Below are 16,133 nucleotides of genomic sequence, written 5' to 3'. Positions count from 1 at the left end.
TACCGCGCCGCGGCCCGTGCCCGTGTGTCTTCGCATCGCTGCGGGGCAGCGGCTCGGTTTCCACCCGAGCCAGCGTCGAGTCTGGTGGGTGGCGCGCCCACCTCCACCACGGACACCTGCGGCCGGCCGGCCCGGCGCGCCTCAGCCGATGGGGCCTGTAACCGCCTCGATGCGCGCCACCACCTCGGGCGGCGTGGCCAGGTTGAGCTCCCCGCGCCCGTTGAGGGTGACCAGCACCGTGCGCGCCCGAGCTGCGCGCTTGCCGGACGTCAGGTTGCGCACCTCGTAGGCGATGCACAGCCGCTGAGATACATCCTTGAACCACGCGTCCACGCGGAAGCGGTCCCCGTAGCGCAGAACGCCCGTGTGCTTGCACTGCGTCTCGCCCATCACCAGCCCACACCCCAGGGCGCGCAGCTGGTCGTTGTCGAGCTGCACGCTGCGCATGAGCGCCGTGCGCGCGATCTCCACGTACTTGTAGTAGTGCCCGTGCCAGACGATGTTCAGGGAGTCCACGTCATGGAAGGGCACCTCGAGCTCCACCGACACCACGTGCCGCTTGCCGTCCCCGCTCATGACGGCAACCTCCCGCGGGCGCCGCGAAAGAGCCACCCGAAGAGAAAGCCCATGATGCGCATCGTCATCAGCCGCGAGTGCATCAGGCTGATGAGCACGTTGTCCTTGAACGCGTGGAAGTGCGACACGCCGCCCTCGTCGGCCGAGACGTAGCGTACCCGCGTCGGCACGTTGCGCGTGGGAACACCGGCCCACACGAGGCGCACGGCGATCTCCGGGTCGAAGTCCATCCGGTCCCCCCACACGGGAACCTCGGCGCTGATGGGCAGCGGGTAGACGCGGAAGCCGCACATCGGGTCGGCGATGGCCCCGCCGCCCACCTCGAGGCGCGTCCAGAAGATGGTGATGCGACGGCCCACCAGGCGGGCCTTGGGCGCCGTGTCGTCGAAGACGGGCTGCCCCAGCACCAGCGCGGTGGGCGTCTCACGGGCGGCCTCGAGCATGGCGGGGATGTCGTCGAGGGTGTGCTGCCCGTCCGCGTCCACCTGCAGCGCATGTGTGAACCCGGCGTCGCGCGCGAGGCGCAGCGCGTCCTTCACGGCAGCGCCCTTGCCGCCGTTGGCAGCACGGTGATGGACCGTGGCCAGCCCAGAGGCACCGACCTCGGCGATGGCCGCGCGCCCCTCGAGCCCGCTCCCGTCGTCCACCACGATCACATCCGGCACGTAGGCACGCACGGCGCTGACCACGCGCCCGATGGTCTGGGGGTTGTTGTACGAGGGGATGATGACGCAGGGGCGGAAGGTGTCCGACCCCGCGCTCATCGGTTCTCGGCGACGAAGGCGGCCAGGGTGGCCACCGAGCGGAAGATCGAGCGCGTGTTCTCGTCTTCCGCGCGGATCTTCACGCCGAACGCCTTGTCGAGCGCGATGGCCAGCTCGAGCGCGTCGATCGAGTCGAGCCCGAGCCCCTCGTTGAAGAGGGGCGCGTCGGTCACGATCTCCTCGGGGGTCACGTCGTCCAGCATGAGCGCGTCCACGATCAGTTGCTTGATCTGCGCCTCGAGCTCGGGGTGGGTGCTATCGCTCATGGGTTGGCTCCCTGGTGTGTTCCGGTGCGCGCGCCGCGTTCAGACGCTCGCCGCCATCTGCCGTAGCACGTACTGCAAGATGCCGCCGTGCTCCAGGTACTCGACCTCTTGGGGCGTGTCGAGGCGGGCGATGACCTCGAAGGACTTGCCCGTGTCGGTGGTGACCGTGAGGCGCTTCTTGGGCGTGAGGCCCTCGCCGATACCGGTGATGCTGAGCACCTCTTCGCCGGTCAGGCCCAGGGTCTCGCGGGACTCGCCGGGCGCGAACTGCAGCGGGAGCACGCCCATGCCCACCAGGTTGCTGCGGTGGATACGCTCGTAGCTCTCGGTGATGACGGCCTTCACGCCCAGCAGGTAGGTACCCTTGGCCGCCCAGTCGCGGGACGAGCCCGTGCCGTACTCCTTGCCGGCGATGATGACGAGCGGCACGCCGTCCGCCTGGTACTTCATGGACGCGTCGAAGATGCTCATGGGCTCGCCACCAGGGAGGTGACGCGTGACGCCGCCCTCGGTGCCGGGGGCCAGCAGGTTGCGCAGGCGGATGTTCGCGAACGTGCCGCGCATCATGACTTCGTGGTTGCCGCGGCGGCTGCCGTAGCTGTTGAAGTCGGCCGGCGCCACGCCGTTCTCCTCGAGGTACTTGGCGGCCGGGCCCTTGCGCGCGATGTTGCCCGCGGGCGAGATATGGTCGGTGGTGACCGAGTCGCCCAACAGCGCCAGCACCCGCGCGCCCGAGATGTCGGTGGGCTTGGGCGGCGCGCCCTTGCTGACGCCCTCGAAGAACGGCGGGTTGCGCACGTAGGTGGACCTGTCGTCCCACGCGTAGCGGCTGCCCTCGGCGAAGGTGACCTCGCGCCACTGTGGGGGTCCCTCCAGCACGACGGAGTAGCGCTCGATGAACTGCTCGCGCTTGACGGCCGTGGCGATGGCCTCGGTGACCTCGGCGTTGCTCGGCCACACGTCCTTCAGGAACACGTCCTTGCCGTCGGCACCCTGCCCGAGCGGCTCGGTGGCAAGATCGATGTCCATCCGTCCGGCCAGGGCGTAGGCCACGACCAGCGGCGGTGAGGCCAGGTAGTTGCAGCGCGTGAGCGGCGAGACGCGGCCCTCGAAGTTGCGGTTGCCGCTGAGCGCCGAGGTGACGCACAGATCGTTATCGCGGATGGCCGCGGTGATGTCGTCGTCGAGTGGGCCGCTGTTGCCGATGCAGGTGGTGCAGCCGTAGCCCACGATGTTGAAGCGCTGCGCGTTCAGCTCGTCCAGCAGGCCCGCCTGCTGCAGGTACTCCGTGACGACCTGCGAACCCGGCGCGAGGCTGGTCTTGACCCACGGCTTGGTCTTGATGCCCAGCGCGTTGGCCTTCTTGGCCACGAGGCCCGCCGCGATCATGACCGCCGGGTTCGACGTGTTGGTGCAGCTCGTGATGGCGGCGATGACCACGGCGCCGTTCTTGAGCGCGAACGTGTCCGACCCGCGCGTGATGCTGACGCTCTTGTCGGGCTCGCTGGTGAACTCGGTCTGCGCCTTCAGGTAGCTGGCCTTGCTGTCGCTGAGGGCCACGCGGTCCTGCGGGCGCTTCGGGCCGGCCAGGCTGGGCACCACGTCGCCCAGGTCGAGCTCGAGGGTGTCGGTGAACTCGGGCTCGGGGGCGTCGGCCGTATAGAACAGGCCGCCGGCCTTGAGGACCGCCTCGACCATGTCCACGTGCGCGTCGTCACGCCCGCTGAAGCGCAGGTAGCGCAGCGACTCGGCGTCCACGGGGAAGAAGCCCATGGTGGCGCCGTACTCGGGCGCCATGTTCGCGATGGTGGCGCGGTCGGGCAGGGAGAGCTGCTCCATGCCGCTGCCGTAGAACTCCACGAACTTCTCGACGACGCCCTTCTTGCGCAGCATCTGGACGATGGTGAGCACGGCGTCGGTGGCCGTCGCGCCCTCGGGCAGCTTGCCGGTGAGCTTGAACCCGATGACCTGCGGGATGAGCATCGCGATGGGCTGCCCCAACATACAGGCCTCGGCCTCGATGCCGCCGACACCCCAGCCGAGCACGCCGATGCCATTGATCATCGTGGTGTGCGAGTCGGTCCCGACGAGAGAGTCCGGGTACGCGACGCTGCCCTCGCCGCTCTTGCGGAGGCACACCACGGGCGCCAGGTACTCCAGGTTGACCTGATGAACGATGCCGGTACCGGGGGGAACGACGCGCATGTTCTCGAACGCGCTCTGGCCCCACTTCAGGAATTGGTAGCGCTCCTGGTTCCGCTCGAACTCCAAGCGAACGTTCTCGTCGAACGAGGCGGCCGAACCGTAGGCGTCCACCTGGACTGAGTGGTCGATGACCAAATCAGCGGGTTCCAGTGGGTTGATGCGCGCCGGGTCCCCGCCCATCTTCGCGAACTGGTCCCGCATGGCGGCCATGTCGACGACGGCCGGCACACCCGTGAAGTCCTGGAGGAGCACGCGCGCGGGCCGGAAGGCGATCTCCGACGACGGCGCCGCCTTGGGGTCCCAGGCCGCGACCGCTTCGATGTCGGCCTTCGTCACGGTGTTGCCGTCCTCACAACGAAGGAGATTTTCCAGGAGCACCCGGATGGAGTAAGGCAGGCGCCGGATGTCCCCGTGGCCGGCCGCGTTCACGGCGTCCAAGCGGAAAATGTCGATGGAATTGCCAGCGACGTCGAGGGTCCTCCGGCTCTTGAAGCTGTCCAGGGAGCGCGTCATTGGGGTTGCCTACCACGTCCGCGAACACCGTTCTACCGGGATATGCCCGCCGACTATCGCAAATTACACCCTGGAAACGTGTTGGTATGGGATTGTTTTATGATATAGACGGCCAAACAACTCGATGAACGGGACGCCTCAATCGGCAAACGTTCGGGAACAGGAAGAAGCAACATGGCAGCTCGTAAGCGCGCAACGACCAAGAAGGCCGGTGGCCGAGGTAGCCCGGAAGCCATCGCGAAGCGCCGCACCGCGCGGCAGCTCAACGCCCTGCTCGAGGGTGGCACCAAAGAAGGGCCGAAGCTCGACGGTCGGACGGAGAAGCGCCGCAAGCGTCTCATCCAGGAACTCAAAGAGGGCAAGCGCGGTGAAGCGCTGAAGCCCGTGGAGGCGGTCAGTCACACCAACGAGCTGCTCGGGCTGGGCGAGAGCCTCGCCTCCCTCAAGCGACAGGGCGTGAAGCCCCGCAAGTTCGACACCTCTCCGGAGATCATGGAGGTGGTGCACGCGACGCAGAGCGCCTACGGCTACGCGGAAGACGCGTGGAAGATCATCGGCATCACGCTCGACGCGCCGCCCGAGAAGAAGGCCAAGCGCAGCCGCAAGTGAGCGGGGCCGCTGGCCGCGCCGGCGCCCACTCGGGGTTGGACAAGCGCCCACGCTGGCGCTAAACGTCCATCCCTTCGGCGCCGTAGCCAAGTGGTTAGGCAACGGTTTGCAAAACCGTCACACACCGGTTCGAATCCGGTCGGCGCCTCCGCCGCCATGAGACGCCCCAGGACCACATCCCTGGGGCGTCTTGGCTTAAGGATCCACCCGCCGGCTGCCGCATCGCAGCGGCCTCCCCCTCCCCCCCGATGTCCGCCACGCTCGACCAGAACGACCCGCTCCGCAGCCCGACACCGGGGCCAGACGCTGTAGGGCAGGACGTCCCTTCCGAGGCGGCCGCGGAGGGCGCGTCGTCGTCCCGAGGGGCAGGCGACGACGTGGCGAGCCCATCCCCGATGTCCGTAGCGGGCGCGGGCATGCTGCTCGGCGCCGGCGTGGGAGCCGTCACGGCGCTCGGCGACTTTGGCGCGATGTGGCTCTGGCTGCAGCTGTGGGGCGACCGCGTGGGCTTCCTGGCGCGGCTCATGGCGGTCCAGGTGTCGCTCGGCGCGCTGCTCGGCGCGTTCGCGGGCGCGCTGGCCGGTGCCCTCGAGCCCGTCCTTCGCCAGCGGGCGGCGCTCAGTGCGCGGCCGGAGCGCGCGCTGGCACGCCTGCGCCCGGTGAGCGGCACCGTGCTCCTGGCGCCCGCCGCCTTCGGGGTCGGCCACATGCTGTTCACGGGCGGCAAGATGTCGATGATGCCCTACCGCGGCGTGTTCGCGGCGCTGCTGGGCGTGCTGCTGACGGCCGGCGTGTACGTGGCCCTGCGCGTCATCCTGTGGGCTGCCCAGGCACCGTGGTCGTCGCGTGTGCGCGCGACGCTCGGCGTCGGCTGTCTCGTTGTCGTGGGGATCCTCGGGAAGCTCGACCAGACCTTCCTGCCGAACCTGTACGACTACCTGCACGGCTGCCTGACGGCGGTGCAAGCAGCCTTCGCCGGCCTCGGGCTATGGCTCCTGTATCCGGTCGCCCAGGCGCGCGCGACACGGTTGCGTCCGCCTCGCACCAAGGGCGTGCTGCTCGGCACGTCGGTCGCGCTGCTGGCGGCGCTGTGCGCGACCCTGTTCACCCTCAACGTCAACCAGAACGTACGCGTCGCGTTGGTCGACGCGCGCGCCTCCAACTCGCGCAGCGTCATGCAGGGGCTCGAGCCGTTGCTCGCGCTCACGCGCCACGACGCCAGCGCCGAGGCCATCGCCAGCGCGCGCGCCCGGCGAGCAGCGCGCGGCGAGGCTGCCCGCGCGCAGCAGACCGACGGAGGCGCACCCCCGCCGGCCATGGCCGAGGCGCACGTGCTGCTCATCACGGTGGACGCCCTGCGCGCGGACCACCTGGGGGCTTACGGCTACACGCGCGGCATCAGCCCGGAGCTGGACCAGCTGGCCGCGCAGTCCGTGGTGTTCGACCGGGCCTACGCCAGCGCGCCGCACAGCAGCTACTCGCTGTGTTCGCTGATGACCAGCGAGCACCTGCACCAGACCACGCGGCTCGAGATCCCGCTGCCCGAGGCCACGCTGGCGTCCACGCTGGCGGAGTCCGGCTACAGCACGACCGGCATCTACACCCTCGGCATCTTCCACACCGAGGGCGAGTCACTGCGGCTGTACGAGCACAACTCCCTCGGGTTCGCGCGCCACGAGCACGCCAACCTCGACGCCGAGCGCCGCACCGATCTCGCGCTGACGGAGATCGATCGGTTGGTGTCCGAGGGCGAGCCGCCCACGCTGCTCTGGACCCACTACTTCGACGTCCACGAGCCCTACCAGGACACTCGGTACGGTACGTCCGACGTCGACCGCTACGACGGCGAGATCGCGCATGTGGACACGGAGATCGGGCGCTTGCTCCGCGAGGCACGCGCGCGCCTGACCCGGCCGCTGGTCGTGATCCTCACGGCCGACCACGGCGAGGAGTTCCGTGACCACGGCGGCGTCTACCACGGGTCCACCCTGTACGAAGAGCAGATCCGGGTCCCGCTGATGGTCATGGCGCCCGGCTACGAGCCCGGACGGGTCGCCGCACCGGTGGAGCTCGTCGACGTCGCCCCCACCATCCTCGGGCTGCTCGACGTGCTCCCCGCCGCCAGCATGCACGGCGAAGACCTGCGCGCGCTCATGCGCGGCGACGTCGCCGACGTCGGGCCCGCCTTCGCCGCCGTGTCCCGCAGCCGCATGGTGGTGGACTGGCCGTACAAGCTCGTCGCCGACCTGCGCTTCAACACGTTCGCGCTCTACAACCTGGAGACCGACCCGGAGGAGCGCGTCAACCTCGCCAACGCCGAGCCGGAGCGCATCGAGGAGCTGCGCGGCGAGATCTACGCGTTCATCGACGCGCTGCAGCAGTCGGCCACCTCCGCGCCGCTCACCGCACACGAGCAGGCGCTCGCCTGGGGGCGCATGAACGACCGCCGCGCCGTAGAGCCGCTGGGCGAGCTGCTGGCGGACGCGGATGCCCCGCAGGAGCAGCGCTGCGAGGCCGCGCAGATGCTGGGCCGGCTGGCCGACGACCGGTCCAAGCCCACCCTGATGGACGCGCTGTCCGATCCGGACCCGCTGGTCGCGGCGGAGGCGGCCATCTCGCTCGGGCGCCTCTACGACCCACGCGCGCGCGACGCTCTGCGTCGTCTGGTGCACGTCGAGGACGCGGACCTGCGCAGCCGCGCCGCCGTGTCGCTCGCCCGCCTGCGCGACCCTGACGCGGTCCCAGGGCTGCTGGACACCTTGCGGCTCACCACGGACACCTACGAGCGCGAAGAGTCCGTGCGGTGGCTCGGGCGACTGCAGAACCCCATCGCCCTCGAGCCCCTGATCGAGCTGCTGACCGAGTTCCGCTTCCGCTACCTGTCCATCGTGGCCCTCGGGCAGCTGGGCGACCGCCGTGCCTATGACCACCTGGTGGACGTGCTCGAGTGGGAGTCGCGCTCCAACGTACGTGACGGCGTGGCGCGCAGCCTGGGTCAGCTGGGTGACCCGCGCGCGCTGCCGCTCTTGCTGCGGATGGCCGGGCACGAGGTGGAACTCACGTCCGCGCCCGAGTCGCTGGTGCGCTTGAACGCTCTCTCGTCGGGGCTCATCGGCGGGGTGGACCTCAACCGCACCACCGGTCGCCGAAACCGGACGGTGGCCGAGTGCCGGGAGGAGGCTGTGCTGCGCGACTGGGACTACCTGGACCGCACCACGTGCTCCTCTCGCGCGAACGAGCTGAGCGCGCGCTTGGCCCTACCTCCGAGCGTACGTGCGCCGTCTGAGACCGCTGAGGGCGCCGCCGCCCCCGGTGAAGCCTCCCAGGTCGTCCTCATCGTGCGGCTCCGACGCGTGGGCGAGGGCGCGCCCTTCCCCGTCACCGTCACGCTCGAGGCCCCACGCGGCGCCCCCGCCCTGCCCGAGCTGAGCGGCGAGGCCGCGTCGGGCTGGCGCGAGCTGCGTATGGAGCTACCTCGCAGCGCGCTCACCGGGAGCGCCACTCGCGCCACGGTCCATGTGCCCGAGGGCGAGCGCATCGAGGTCGACCACATCCTGCTCGTCCCCGTCCTGCCCGCGCCCAGAACCGCGCCCTGAGCGGCACACTGGCGCCCGTGCCGTAGGACCCAGCGCACGCCGTGGGGTGCCGCTACCCGACGTACCCGTGGAGCAACGGTAGGCCGTCGTCGATGCCCCGCACACTTCGTGTGCTGTCCGGCCTCCAGCCGTCCGCGAGCGCGGCCCGGATGACGTGGGCGACGGCGTGTGGACACTAGATGTTCACGCGCACGATGGATGGACCGACGGCATCCGGAGCGGGAACACGGAATGGCGCCGCCAGGTCGGCGCAGTCCACGGTTAGCCCGTATACCGCGCGAAGCTCTAGCCAAGCCCACAGGTGGGTGGACTTCCCTGCCGGCGCGATAGACCCGGGTGAGAGCCCACACGCCGCCGTCGTGCGGGAGGTCCGCGAAGAGACGGGACGCGAGGTCGTGGCGACACGGCGAGTCCGCGCCGGCCGAGCCGTGGACGCTCCAGCGGCTGGCGAAGGAAGCCGGCATGTCGCGTTCGCTCTTCGCGTGGCGCTTCGCCGAGCTGGTCGGCCAGCCGCCGCTGGCCTACGTGACCGACTGGCGCATGCGCCTGGCGCGCGTCTGGCTGCGAGACGAGACCGCGACCGTCGCCGAGGTGGCGGCGCGCGCTGGCTACGGGTCCACCGCCTCTTTCGGGCGCGCGTTCAGGCACACCTTCGGCGAAGCCCCGGGCACGCTCCGCCAGCGCGACCGCTCGCTGGTCTGAGGGGGACGCCTTCGCTCGCGGGCATGATGCCTCCCGTCAGGCCCCTCGGGCACCGGACGCGCGCGCGCCGCACAGCAGCAGCGTCACGGCCCCGCGCGCCAGCTTGCGGAGCGCACGCCGAGTCCCGCCAGCCCGACCGCGGAGCGACAGGCTGTGGAGTTGTGACGAGAGGCAACGCGCCAGCGTGTCCGTGTCCGTGCCCGCCGGGAGTTCGCCTGCGCTCACCGCGGCGTCCAGGCGCTCCCGCAGCGCGCCGTCCAGCCGCTCGATCGTGTCCCCCACCACCTGCCGCAGGCGCTCGTCCTCCGCGGCCTCGAGCGACGCGACCGAGAACACCAGGCAGCCGCGCGACGGCCCGCTCGCCGGCGCGTACATGTCCACGAACGACAGCGCGAGCGCCTCGAGGGCATCGTCGACGCGAGACAGCGCCAGCGCGGCCGCGGCCCGCTCCGCCATCTCGGCCGTGAAGCGCGCGATGACCGTCTCGAACAAGGCACCCTTGTCGCCAAACGCGGCGTAGAGGCTGGGGCGCTTCATGCCCGTCACGTCGCTGAGGGCGTCGAGCGTGGTGCCCGCGAAGCCCCGCGACCAGAAGAGGTTCAGCGCCGCGTCGAGGGCGGCGTCCGGATCGTAGCTGCGGGGGCGTCCTCGCGGGCGGGTCGTCATCGGCATTATTGTATCAACTTGCAAACAAACCGCCACCGCGCTAATTGTTTGCGATGCAGTACAAAAACATCACCGCCCGGGACCAAACGCTCACGCATGACCTCCCACCCCCGCCCATCGCGCTCCTCGCCACGCGGTTCGCGCGCGCCGAGCTCGCCGCCCTCGGTCGACGCACGCAGCGCGCCCTCGGCTTTCGGCGCCCGCAGGACATCGAGCTGGCCGCGCTCGGCGTGCCCGACTCGGCCATCGCGCAGCAGGCCACCGAGATCGCGCGCGCCGCCGAACCCGCGTACATGTTCAACCACTCGGTGCGCACCTACCTCTTCGGCCTCGCCATCGGCGAGCACCTCGGCCTGCGCGCGGACCGCGAGGTGCTCTACGTCGCCTCGGTGCTGCACGACCTGGCGCTGGCCCCCGGCCACGACGGACCAGAGTCGTTCGAGCTCGAGGGTGCACGCAAGGCGCACGACATCGCCCTCGACGCAGGCATGGACCAGACGCGCGCCGCGCTCGTGCACGAGGCCATCGCGCTCCACACGTCCGTGGGCATCGCCGACAAGCGCGAGCCCGAGGTCGCGCTGGTCCACTTCGGCGCGGGCCTCGACGTGATCGGGTTCCACGCGGAAGACGTATCGGCGGCCACGCGCCGCGCCATCGTCGAAGCATGGCCGAGACACGCCATGAAGGAGGCCTTCGCGCAGCGCCTCGAGACCGAGGTGGCGCACAAGCCGGGCTGCCACTTTCGCGGGCACGCGCGGCTCGGGTTCGCGATGAAGGTGCGGCAAGCCCCGTTCGCCGAGTAGCAACACACGTAGCGCGTTTTCATTTCGCGACGCAAACTCGTGGTGCCTGCCACTGGAGCGAACGAGAAAGGGCTGACCGCGATGTGCACCATCGATCGACTATCGGACGCTCAGCTGCAAACCGTAGGAGACATGGTGGTCGACGCGAACCTCGTGGCGAACGGGATCCAGGAGATGGGGCGCTTGGCGATCGCCGACTTCCGTCGACGCTATCCGCGCGTGCCCACGAACGCCCTCGACGCATTCGCCTCGTCGTACACGTTCAACAATCGATAGGCGACGAGCGCCCCCAACGACGCCGTGGTCTGGCTACGGACCGGGGGCCAGTGCACGCCGACGAGCGATCACGACGATGCCCACCGTCTGCAGTCCGAGCAGCAGCAGCGCGGAGACCACTCCCACGCGGTCCGCGACGAAGCCGATGGCCAGCGGAAGCAGGAAGTCGATCGGCGCGAACAGCCCCTGCAGCGCCTCCACCACCACAGCACGGTCGTGCGCGCGGAAAGCCTGGGCCTGGACCAGCGGGTACAGCTGCGCGACCAGCGCCTCCAGGAGAAACAGGCCCGCGGCACTCCAAGCGAGCGTCGGCGCGGCCAGCCACACGACGAGCCCGACGCCCGACGCCGCGGCGGTGAACGTCAGCCAACGGCGTGGATCGACGCCTCGCGCGAGCGCGCGGTCGAGCACCACGAGGCCCAGCACACCGCCGAACGTGGCGAGCCCGAGCACGAAGCCGCGCTGAGCCAGCGACGCGTGGTAGGCCTGCTCGAGCCACACCGAAGCCACCGCGACGAAGACTTCGTCGAGCAGACCACACATCGCCACCGCACACAGCCAAGGGAGCAACGCGCGGTTCCGGAGCCCCATGCGCAGCACGTCGATCATCGACAGGTCGTCGTCGTGGCCCCCATCCCCCTCACCGTGGCGCGCTTCATCGAGGGGCTCACCGCGCGGGTGAGCGACCGCGTCCGTGGGCGCCTCGAACGGCCGGGAGGCCAACCACAGCGCGTGCACCATGCACATGCCTGCCACGCAGCCGAGCGCAACGCGCCAGCCGCCACCCAAGAGCGCGATGACCGCCAACAGCAGCGGGGCGCAGACGTCCCCGAGCGTGCCCATCAGCACCCAGCGCGTCATGAGCTGCTCCCGGCGCGCGGGCCAGAGGTCCATGAGCGTGGCCTGCGCCAGGTTCACGCCCAGCCCGTTGCCGATGAACATGAGCGTCATCGCGAGCCCCAGCGCCCATGGTGTCGGAGCGATCGCGGCCAGCCCGAGCCCCGCGCCCATCAGCGCGAGCCCACCCGTCACGAGCCGCCTTCGCAGGCGCGGGTGGCGGTCGGCCCAGAGGAGCAGCGGAGGCTCCGCGAGGCTCGCGACTGCGCCAGGCAGCGTGAACAGCAGCAGCAGAGCCGTGCTGGTGGACATCCCGAGGTCGCGCTCCAGCTCGGGCACGGCGACGAACGTCACCCCGGCCGTCTCGTCGAGGAGGTCGACGAACAGCAGGAGTGAAGCGAGGGTGAGCCCCGCCCGCTTGGGAAGACGTCAGATGAGCTCGGTCAGGCGACGCATGGGGTCAACGTAGCGGGACACGCGCGGCCTGTGCAACTCCGCCCCCACGCGCTGACTCGCCGGAGAGCCGCGCAGGCGCCAGGGCCAGCCGACACGTGGAGCTCGGGCGCCGCACCAAGGCAGGCTGCGTGTCACCCGCCGACCAGCTCGTCCACCAGCGCGCGCGCCTCCACGATGTTGTCCTCGATGGAGCAGTACGTCCACGAGCCGTAGCGCCCGATGCTGTGCACCCCGTGCTGGCGTAGCAGCGCCTTCTTCTCGGCGACGTCGCGCAGCGAGTCGACCGTGATGTGTACGTACGCGGGGTTCATGACGACGTGGTGCTTCGACACCAGCTGGTGATCGGTCACGAACCCCACGCGCGCGAGGTCGGCCAGCACCGTCGCGAGGCTCTCCTCCGCTATGGCGTCGTCCACGACCTCGTCCGTCTTGCGCCCACGCTCGACGTAGAGCGACATGCGGTCCGACCCGAAGATGTTGTCGTAGAAGCCCACGCGGTAGAACGACACGTCGCGCTGTGGGAAGTACACCCAGTGGTACGCCTCGGGCCCCTTGCGGTCGAAGCCCAGGTTCCACACCTCCACCTTGTTGCACGAGTACACGCTCGCATCGAAGGGCACGGCGGCGGCGCGCAGCAGCACATCGAACGGCGCCGAGCTGACCAGCTGCTCGAAGCGGATGCGGCGCTTGCTGGTCGTAGCGATACGCTCCTCCAGATCGATGGAGATCAACCGCTCGTTCAACGCCACGCGCGCCTCGTCGACGCCGCTCATCAGCGCGTGCACGTACTGGATGGCCCCACCCTCGGGATACGTGAAGGTCGCGTTGTAGCTGTCGTTGTCGCGCTTCAAGAAGCCAGCGATGATCTCGTCGAGCGAGGCGTGCGGGAAGAAGCGCCCCATCGCGTCGACGTCCAGGGTCCCGAGGTCGGTCGCGTAGAGCTTCTCGTTGTAGGGGATGAGGAACTTCTCCGAGATGCCGCGCCCGAACTTGGCGTAGAGCATCTCGAGGAAGTTGGTGGGGGCCGCGTCCTTGCGAAAGTACAGGTCGTGCAGGCACTCGAGGAACTCGTCACGTGGGAGCTGGTGGATGTTCTTCTGGAACGGGAAGTCCACCATCTCGCCCGCGTAGTAGATGCGGCTGTCCTTGACCACCTTGAGGATGCGCTGCTCGCGCATGCGGGCCGTCAGCTCGGCCTCGATGGCGGGGTGACGAAAGTGGAAGAAGTGGCCGGAGTAGTCCCACACGAAGCCATCCTGCCGGACGGTCTTGCAGTAACCCCCGACCTCACCGTCGGCCTCGAGCACCAGGTAGCTGCGCTCGCGCCCCAAGCGGTCGGCCACGGCCAGACCGCTCATACCGGCGCCTACGATCAAGTACTCGACGTGTTCCATGGGGTCTCCGGGGGGCTCGGCGGGAAGCCTCGCACGACGTGCAGCCGCTCGTCCCGTCGCTCGACGAGGGCGACCAACTGGCCGTCGGGGCCCAACAGCGCGAACACGGGCCCAGCCGGGACCTCGTCCCACGACCGGACGGGCGCGAGCGCGTCGAGCGGCAGGGCGCGCCCGAAGCGCAACTCCAAGACGGCGTGCTCGTCGACCTGCAGCGTGCCCAGCGACGCGACGGCGCGCGGGAGGGGCAACAGCGCCGCCCGTGTGGCTGCGCGGCAGGCGTCGTCGTGCATGCCCGCCAGCAAGCGCCCGTCGAGCGCCATGTCGGCGTCGAAGTGACCATTGCGGGTGCGCCGCAGCGCCACGAGGTGCCCCTCCGTGCCCAGCGCGCGCGCCAGGTCACGGCCCAGCGAGCGCACGTAGTAGCCCTTGCCCGTGTGCAGCGCGAGCGAGACGTCCACGGCGCCATCCGGGTCGTCCGCGACCTGCGCGACGTCCCGCACCTCGAGCGCGTGACACACCACGTCGCGAAACGGGGCGTCCACCACCTCACCGGCACGCGCCCGCTCGTGCAGGGCCCGACCGCCGATCTTGATCGCGCTCACCGCGGGGGCTTGCTGGGAGTGCTCGCCCACGAACCCTGCCGCCACTTCCCGCACGCGCGCGAGGTCGAGACCAGCGGGAACGGGAGCACGCGCGGTCACTTCGCCCTCGGCGTCGAGCGTGGACGTGCCGCGCCCCAAGCGCAGCACGGCCTCGTAGCGCTTGTCCTCCGCGCCCAGGTGCGCCATCAGCTTGGTGCCCTGCCCCACCCCGAGCACCAGCACGCCCGTGGCCATGGGATCCAGCGTGCCGGTGTGCCCCACTTGGGACGTCCCGAGCACGCGCCGCGCCCACTGCACCACGTCGTGCGACGTGGGACCCACAGGCTTGTCGACCACCAGGAGCCCGTTCACGGGGGACGTCTTGGGGGGCCTTGGCTTTTTGCTCATGCCCGCTCAGCCACGCGCACAAGGTCCGAGCAGCGCGACGGCCTCGCGCAGCACCCGAACCCGCACCGTCTCGAGGTCCTCGCTGCACTGGGCCCCAGCCGCGTTGCGATGCCCGCCGCCGCCCAGGGCCACGGCGATCAGGCTGATGTCTGCGCTGCCGCGAGAGCGCAGGCTGATCTTCGTGTCGTACCCGTCGTCGACCGCGCCGTCGGCACCAGGCGTGCGGGGCCACTCCCAGAGCAGCGCAGCCACCTCCACACCGCGCAGCATGCGGCCGTAGTTCACCATGCCCTCGACCATGTCGTCGTTGGCGCCCACCTCGGCCAGCATCGCGCGCGTCACACGCAGCACCGCCACGCGTCCGCACTCGGTCAGCTCGAGGGTGTCCAGTATGGAGGCCAACAGCTTCATGCGGGCCTCCTCCCAGCCCTCGAAGAGCTCGTACGCGGCCTCCCAGGGGTCGGCTCCCGCCTCCAGCAGCTCTGCCCCGAGGCGCAGCGTGCACGGCTTCGTCGCGGGGTAGCGGAAGCCCCCGGTGTCCGCCACGATGGCCGCGTAGAGCGGAGAAGCGGCGGCGCGAGGCAGCGGCCACACGCCCAGCTTGCGCGCCAGCGTGGCGATGACCTCACCCGTGGAACACGCGTCCGTGTCGCGCAGCTTGAGGTCGCCCACGTCGTCGTGGGCCGCGTGGTGATCCACCACGATCAGCGGGCCGCGCACGCTGCGGTCTGGCAGGCCGTCCGGCAGGAGCGACTTTGCAGCCGTGTCCATCACCCAGCAAGCGTCGAACGTGGCCCCCTCGGGCAGCTCCCGCACGTGCGGCACGAGGCCCACCAGGTAGTGCAGCGTGACGGACAGCTCGTCCGGGACGTAGAGGGTCACGTCCTTGCCCAGCTGCTGCAGCACGGCCGAGAACCCCACGGCGCTGCCGAACGCGTCCGCGTCCGGGCGGCGATGGCAGGCCACGAGGAAGCGCTGGCCCTCACGGACCTGCCGCACCGCCTCGTCGATGCCCTTCACGCGTCCCCCTCGCCGTCGTCGTCGGTCGGAGCATCGTGCTCGTCAGCGTCCGCGCCGCCTGCGACGGCCCGTGCCTGATCCTGCTCGGCGTCCGCGCGAATCTCCGCCAGCACGGTCTCTATCTGCAGCGCCGAGTCGACGACCTCGTCCCAGAAGAACTGAAACGCGGGCGTGTACCGCAGCCCCAGCTTGGCCCCCACCTCGCGTCGGATGTAGCCCGCAGCGTGCTCCAGCCCCTTCACGACGGCGGCGCGCCGGGCCGTGTCCGCGGGCTGCAGCGTGCGCACGTACACGCGGGCGTGCCCGAGATCGTCCGTCACGCGCACCTCGGAGACCAACACGTCCCGCACGCGCGGGTCGCGGATGGCGCCACGGAGCAGGAGGTCCATCACCTCGGCGCGGACGCGCTCGGCCACGCGTACACTGCGTTTCTGCTCGACTCGTGGCATCGCCTTGTCTCA

The 16,133-nt window shown here is 70.2% G+C and carries 15 protein-coding genes, 1 tRNA gene and 1 pseudogene; 7 read left to right on the top strand and 10 right to left on the bottom strand.

Going from position 1 to position 16,133, the window contains the following annotated elements:
- Positions 1-141 precede the first annotated feature (141 nt).
- From H6726_31980 to acnA, 4 genes are read right to left on the bottom strand one after another with little or no spacing between them, the layout of a single operon-like run.
- Positions 142-576, bottom strand: coding sequence for an acyl-CoA thioesterase (locus H6726_31980; GenBank protein MCB9662303.1), 435 nt, complete (start codon positions 574-576; stop codon positions 142-144).
- A complete protein-coding gene (locus H6726_31975; GenBank protein ID MCB9662302.1) occupies positions 573-1,340 on the bottom strand; it encodes a glycosyltransferase family 2 protein in 768 nt (255 codons plus the stop codon). The genes H6726_31980 and H6726_31975 overlap by 4 nt, the downstream gene beginning before the upstream one ends.
- Positions 1,337-1,606 (bottom strand): acyl carrier protein, encoded by a 270-nt coding sequence (locus H6726_31970; GenBank protein ID MCB9662301.1) that lies wholly within the window; start codon positions 1,604-1,606, stop codon positions 1,337-1,339. The genes H6726_31975 and H6726_31970 overlap by 4 nt, the downstream gene beginning before the upstream one ends.
- 39 nt (positions 1,607-1,645) lie before the next feature.
- On the bottom strand, positions 1,646-4,324 hold the full coding sequence (acnA, locus tag H6726_31965; GenBank protein ID MCB9662300.1) for an aconitate hydratase AcnA: 2,679 nt from the start codon (positions 4,322-4,324) through the stop codon (positions 1,646-1,648).
- A 174-nt stretch (positions 4,325-4,498) separates the two neighbouring features.
- Between acnA and H6726_31960 the strand changes: the two genes are divergently transcribed.
- The 5 genes and pseudogenes from H6726_31960 (at position 4,499) to H6726_31940 (ending at position 9,231) form a co-directional block, all read left to right on the top strand.
- Positions 4,499-4,933 carry a hypothetical protein gene (locus H6726_31960; GenBank protein ID MCB9662299.1) on the top strand — a complete coding sequence of 145 codons (435 nt, stop codon included), beginning with the start codon at positions 4,499-4,501 and terminating at the stop codon, positions 4,931-4,933.
- Positions 4,934-5,009: 76 nt separating this feature from the next.
- Positions 5,010-5,081 (top strand) — tRNA-Cys (locus tag H6726_31955).
- 100 nt (positions 5,082-5,181) lie between these two features.
- A complete protein-coding gene (locus H6726_31950; protein MCB9662298.1) occupies positions 5,182-8,529 on the top strand; it encodes a sulfatase-like hydrolase/transferase in 3,348 nt (1,115 codons plus the stop codon).
- 179 nt (positions 8,530-8,708) lie between these two features.
- Positions 8,709-8,936 (top strand): annotated as a pseudogene (locus H6726_31945) (NUDIX hydrolase).
- A gap of 55 nt (positions 8,937-8,991) precedes the next feature.
- A complete protein-coding gene (locus H6726_31940) occupies positions 8,992-9,231 on the top strand; it encodes a helix-turn-helix transcriptional regulator (GenBank protein MCB9662297.1) in 240 nt (79 codons plus the stop codon).
- Between the two features lie 36 nt (positions 9,232-9,267).
- Here H6726_31940 and H6726_31935 read toward each other — a convergent pair whose 3' ends face one another.
- Positions 9,268-9,897: a TetR/AcrR family transcriptional regulator gene (locus tag H6726_31935; GenBank protein ID MCB9662296.1), complete on the bottom strand. Its 630-nt coding sequence runs from the start codon at positions 9,895-9,897 to the stop codon at positions 9,268-9,270.
- Positions 9,898-9,950: 53 nt separating this feature from the next.
- Between H6726_31935 and H6726_31930 the strand changes: the two genes are divergently transcribed.
- Both H6726_31930 and H6726_31925 read left to right on the top strand, forming a co-directional pair.
- Positions 9,951-10,700: an HD domain-containing protein gene (locus H6726_31930; GenBank protein MCB9662295.1), complete on the top strand. Its 750-nt coding sequence runs from the start codon at positions 9,951-9,953 to the stop codon at positions 10,698-10,700.
- A gap of 132 nt (positions 10,701-10,832) precedes the next feature.
- Positions 10,833-10,976 carry a hypothetical protein gene (locus tag H6726_31925; GenBank protein ID MCB9662294.1) on the top strand — a complete coding sequence of 48 codons (144 nt, stop codon included), beginning with the start codon at positions 10,833-10,835 and terminating at the stop codon, positions 10,974-10,976.
- 33 nt (positions 10,977-11,009) lie between these two features.
- Here the strand turns inward: H6726_31925 and H6726_31920 are convergent, their stop codons facing one another.
- From H6726_31920 to rbfA, 5 genes are all read right to left on the bottom strand, one after another.
- Positions 11,010-12,167 (bottom strand): MFS transporter, encoded by a 1,158-nt coding sequence (locus tag H6726_31920; GenBank protein ID MCB9662293.1) that lies wholly within the window; start codon positions 12,165-12,167, stop codon positions 11,010-11,012.
- A 233-nt stretch (positions 12,168-12,400) separates the two neighbouring features.
- Positions 12,401-13,663 carry an FAD-dependent oxidoreductase gene (locus H6726_31915; protein MCB9662292.1) on the bottom strand — a complete coding sequence of 421 codons (1,263 nt, stop codon included), beginning with the start codon at positions 13,661-13,663 and terminating at the stop codon, positions 12,401-12,403.
- Positions 13,642-14,652 carry a tRNA pseudouridine(55) synthase TruB gene (truB, locus tag H6726_31910; protein ID MCB9662291.1) on the bottom strand — a complete coding sequence of 337 codons (1,011 nt, stop codon included), beginning with the start codon at positions 14,650-14,652 and terminating at the stop codon, positions 13,642-13,644. Before truB ends, H6726_31915 begins: the two co-directional genes overlap by 22 nt.
- Positions 14,653-14,658: 6 nt before the next feature.
- On the bottom strand, positions 14,659-15,672 hold the full coding sequence (locus tag H6726_31905; GenBank protein ID MCB9662290.1) for a DHH family phosphoesterase: 1,014 nt from the start codon (positions 15,670-15,672) through the stop codon (positions 14,659-14,661).
- Positions 15,669-16,088: a 30S ribosome-binding factor RbfA gene (gene rbfA, locus H6726_31900; GenBank protein ID MCB9662289.1), complete on the bottom strand. Its 420-nt coding sequence runs from the start codon at positions 16,086-16,088 to the stop codon at positions 15,669-15,671. Before rbfA ends, H6726_31905 begins: the two co-directional genes overlap by 4 nt.
- Positions 16,089-16,133 lie beyond the last annotated feature (45 nt).

Source organism: Sandaracinaceae bacterium (assembly GCA_020633055.1).
Taxonomy (GTDB): domain Bacteria; phylum Myxococcota_A; class Polyangia; order Polyangiales; family Houyiibacteriaceae; genus JADJJE01.
This window is presented reverse-complemented; position numbering and strand designations above follow the sequence as displayed.

Coding starts and splice junctions, on each gene's coding strand:
- H6726_31960 (MCB9662299.1), top strand. CDS start 4,499: ATGGCAGCTCGTAAGCGCGCAACGACCAAGAAGGCCGGTGGCCGAGGT.
- H6726_31950 (MCB9662298.1), top strand. CDS start 5,182: ATGTCCGCCACGCTCGACCAGAACGACCCGCTCCGCAGCCCGACACCG.
- H6726_31970 (MCB9662301.1), bottom strand. CDS start 1,606: ATGAGCGATAGCACCCACCCCGAGCTCGAGGCGCAGATCAAGCAACTG.
- truB (MCB9662291.1), bottom strand. CDS start 14,652: ATGAGCAAAAAGCCAAGGCCCCCCAAGACGTCCCCCGTGAACGGGCTC.
- H6726_31975 (MCB9662302.1), bottom strand. CDS start 1,340: ATGAGCGCGGGGTCGGACACCTTCCGCCCCTGCGTCATCATCCCCTCG.
- H6726_31915 (MCB9662292.1), bottom strand. CDS start 13,663: ATGGAACACGTCGAGTACTTGATCGTAGGCGCCGGTATGAGCGGTCTG.
- acnA (MCB9662300.1), bottom strand. CDS start 4,324: ATGACGCGCTCCCTGGACAGCTTCAAGAGCCGGAGGACCCTCGACGTC.
- H6726_31980 (MCB9662303.1), bottom strand. CDS start 576: ATGAGCGGGGACGGCAAGCGGCACGTGGTGTCGGTGGAGCTCGAGGTG.
- H6726_31925 (MCB9662294.1), top strand. CDS start 10,833: ATGGTGGTCGACGCGAACCTCGTGGCGAACGGGATCCAGGAGATGGGG.
- H6726_31935 (MCB9662296.1), bottom strand. CDS start 9,897: ATGACGACCCGCCCGCGAGGACGCCCCCGCAGCTACGATCCGGACGCC.
- H6726_31930 (MCB9662295.1), top strand. CDS start 9,951: ATGCAGTACAAAAACATCACCGCCCGGGACCAAACGCTCACGCATGAC.
- H6726_31940 (MCB9662297.1), top strand. CDS start 8,992: ATGTCGCGTTCGCTCTTCGCGTGGCGCTTCGCCGAGCTGGTCGGCCAG.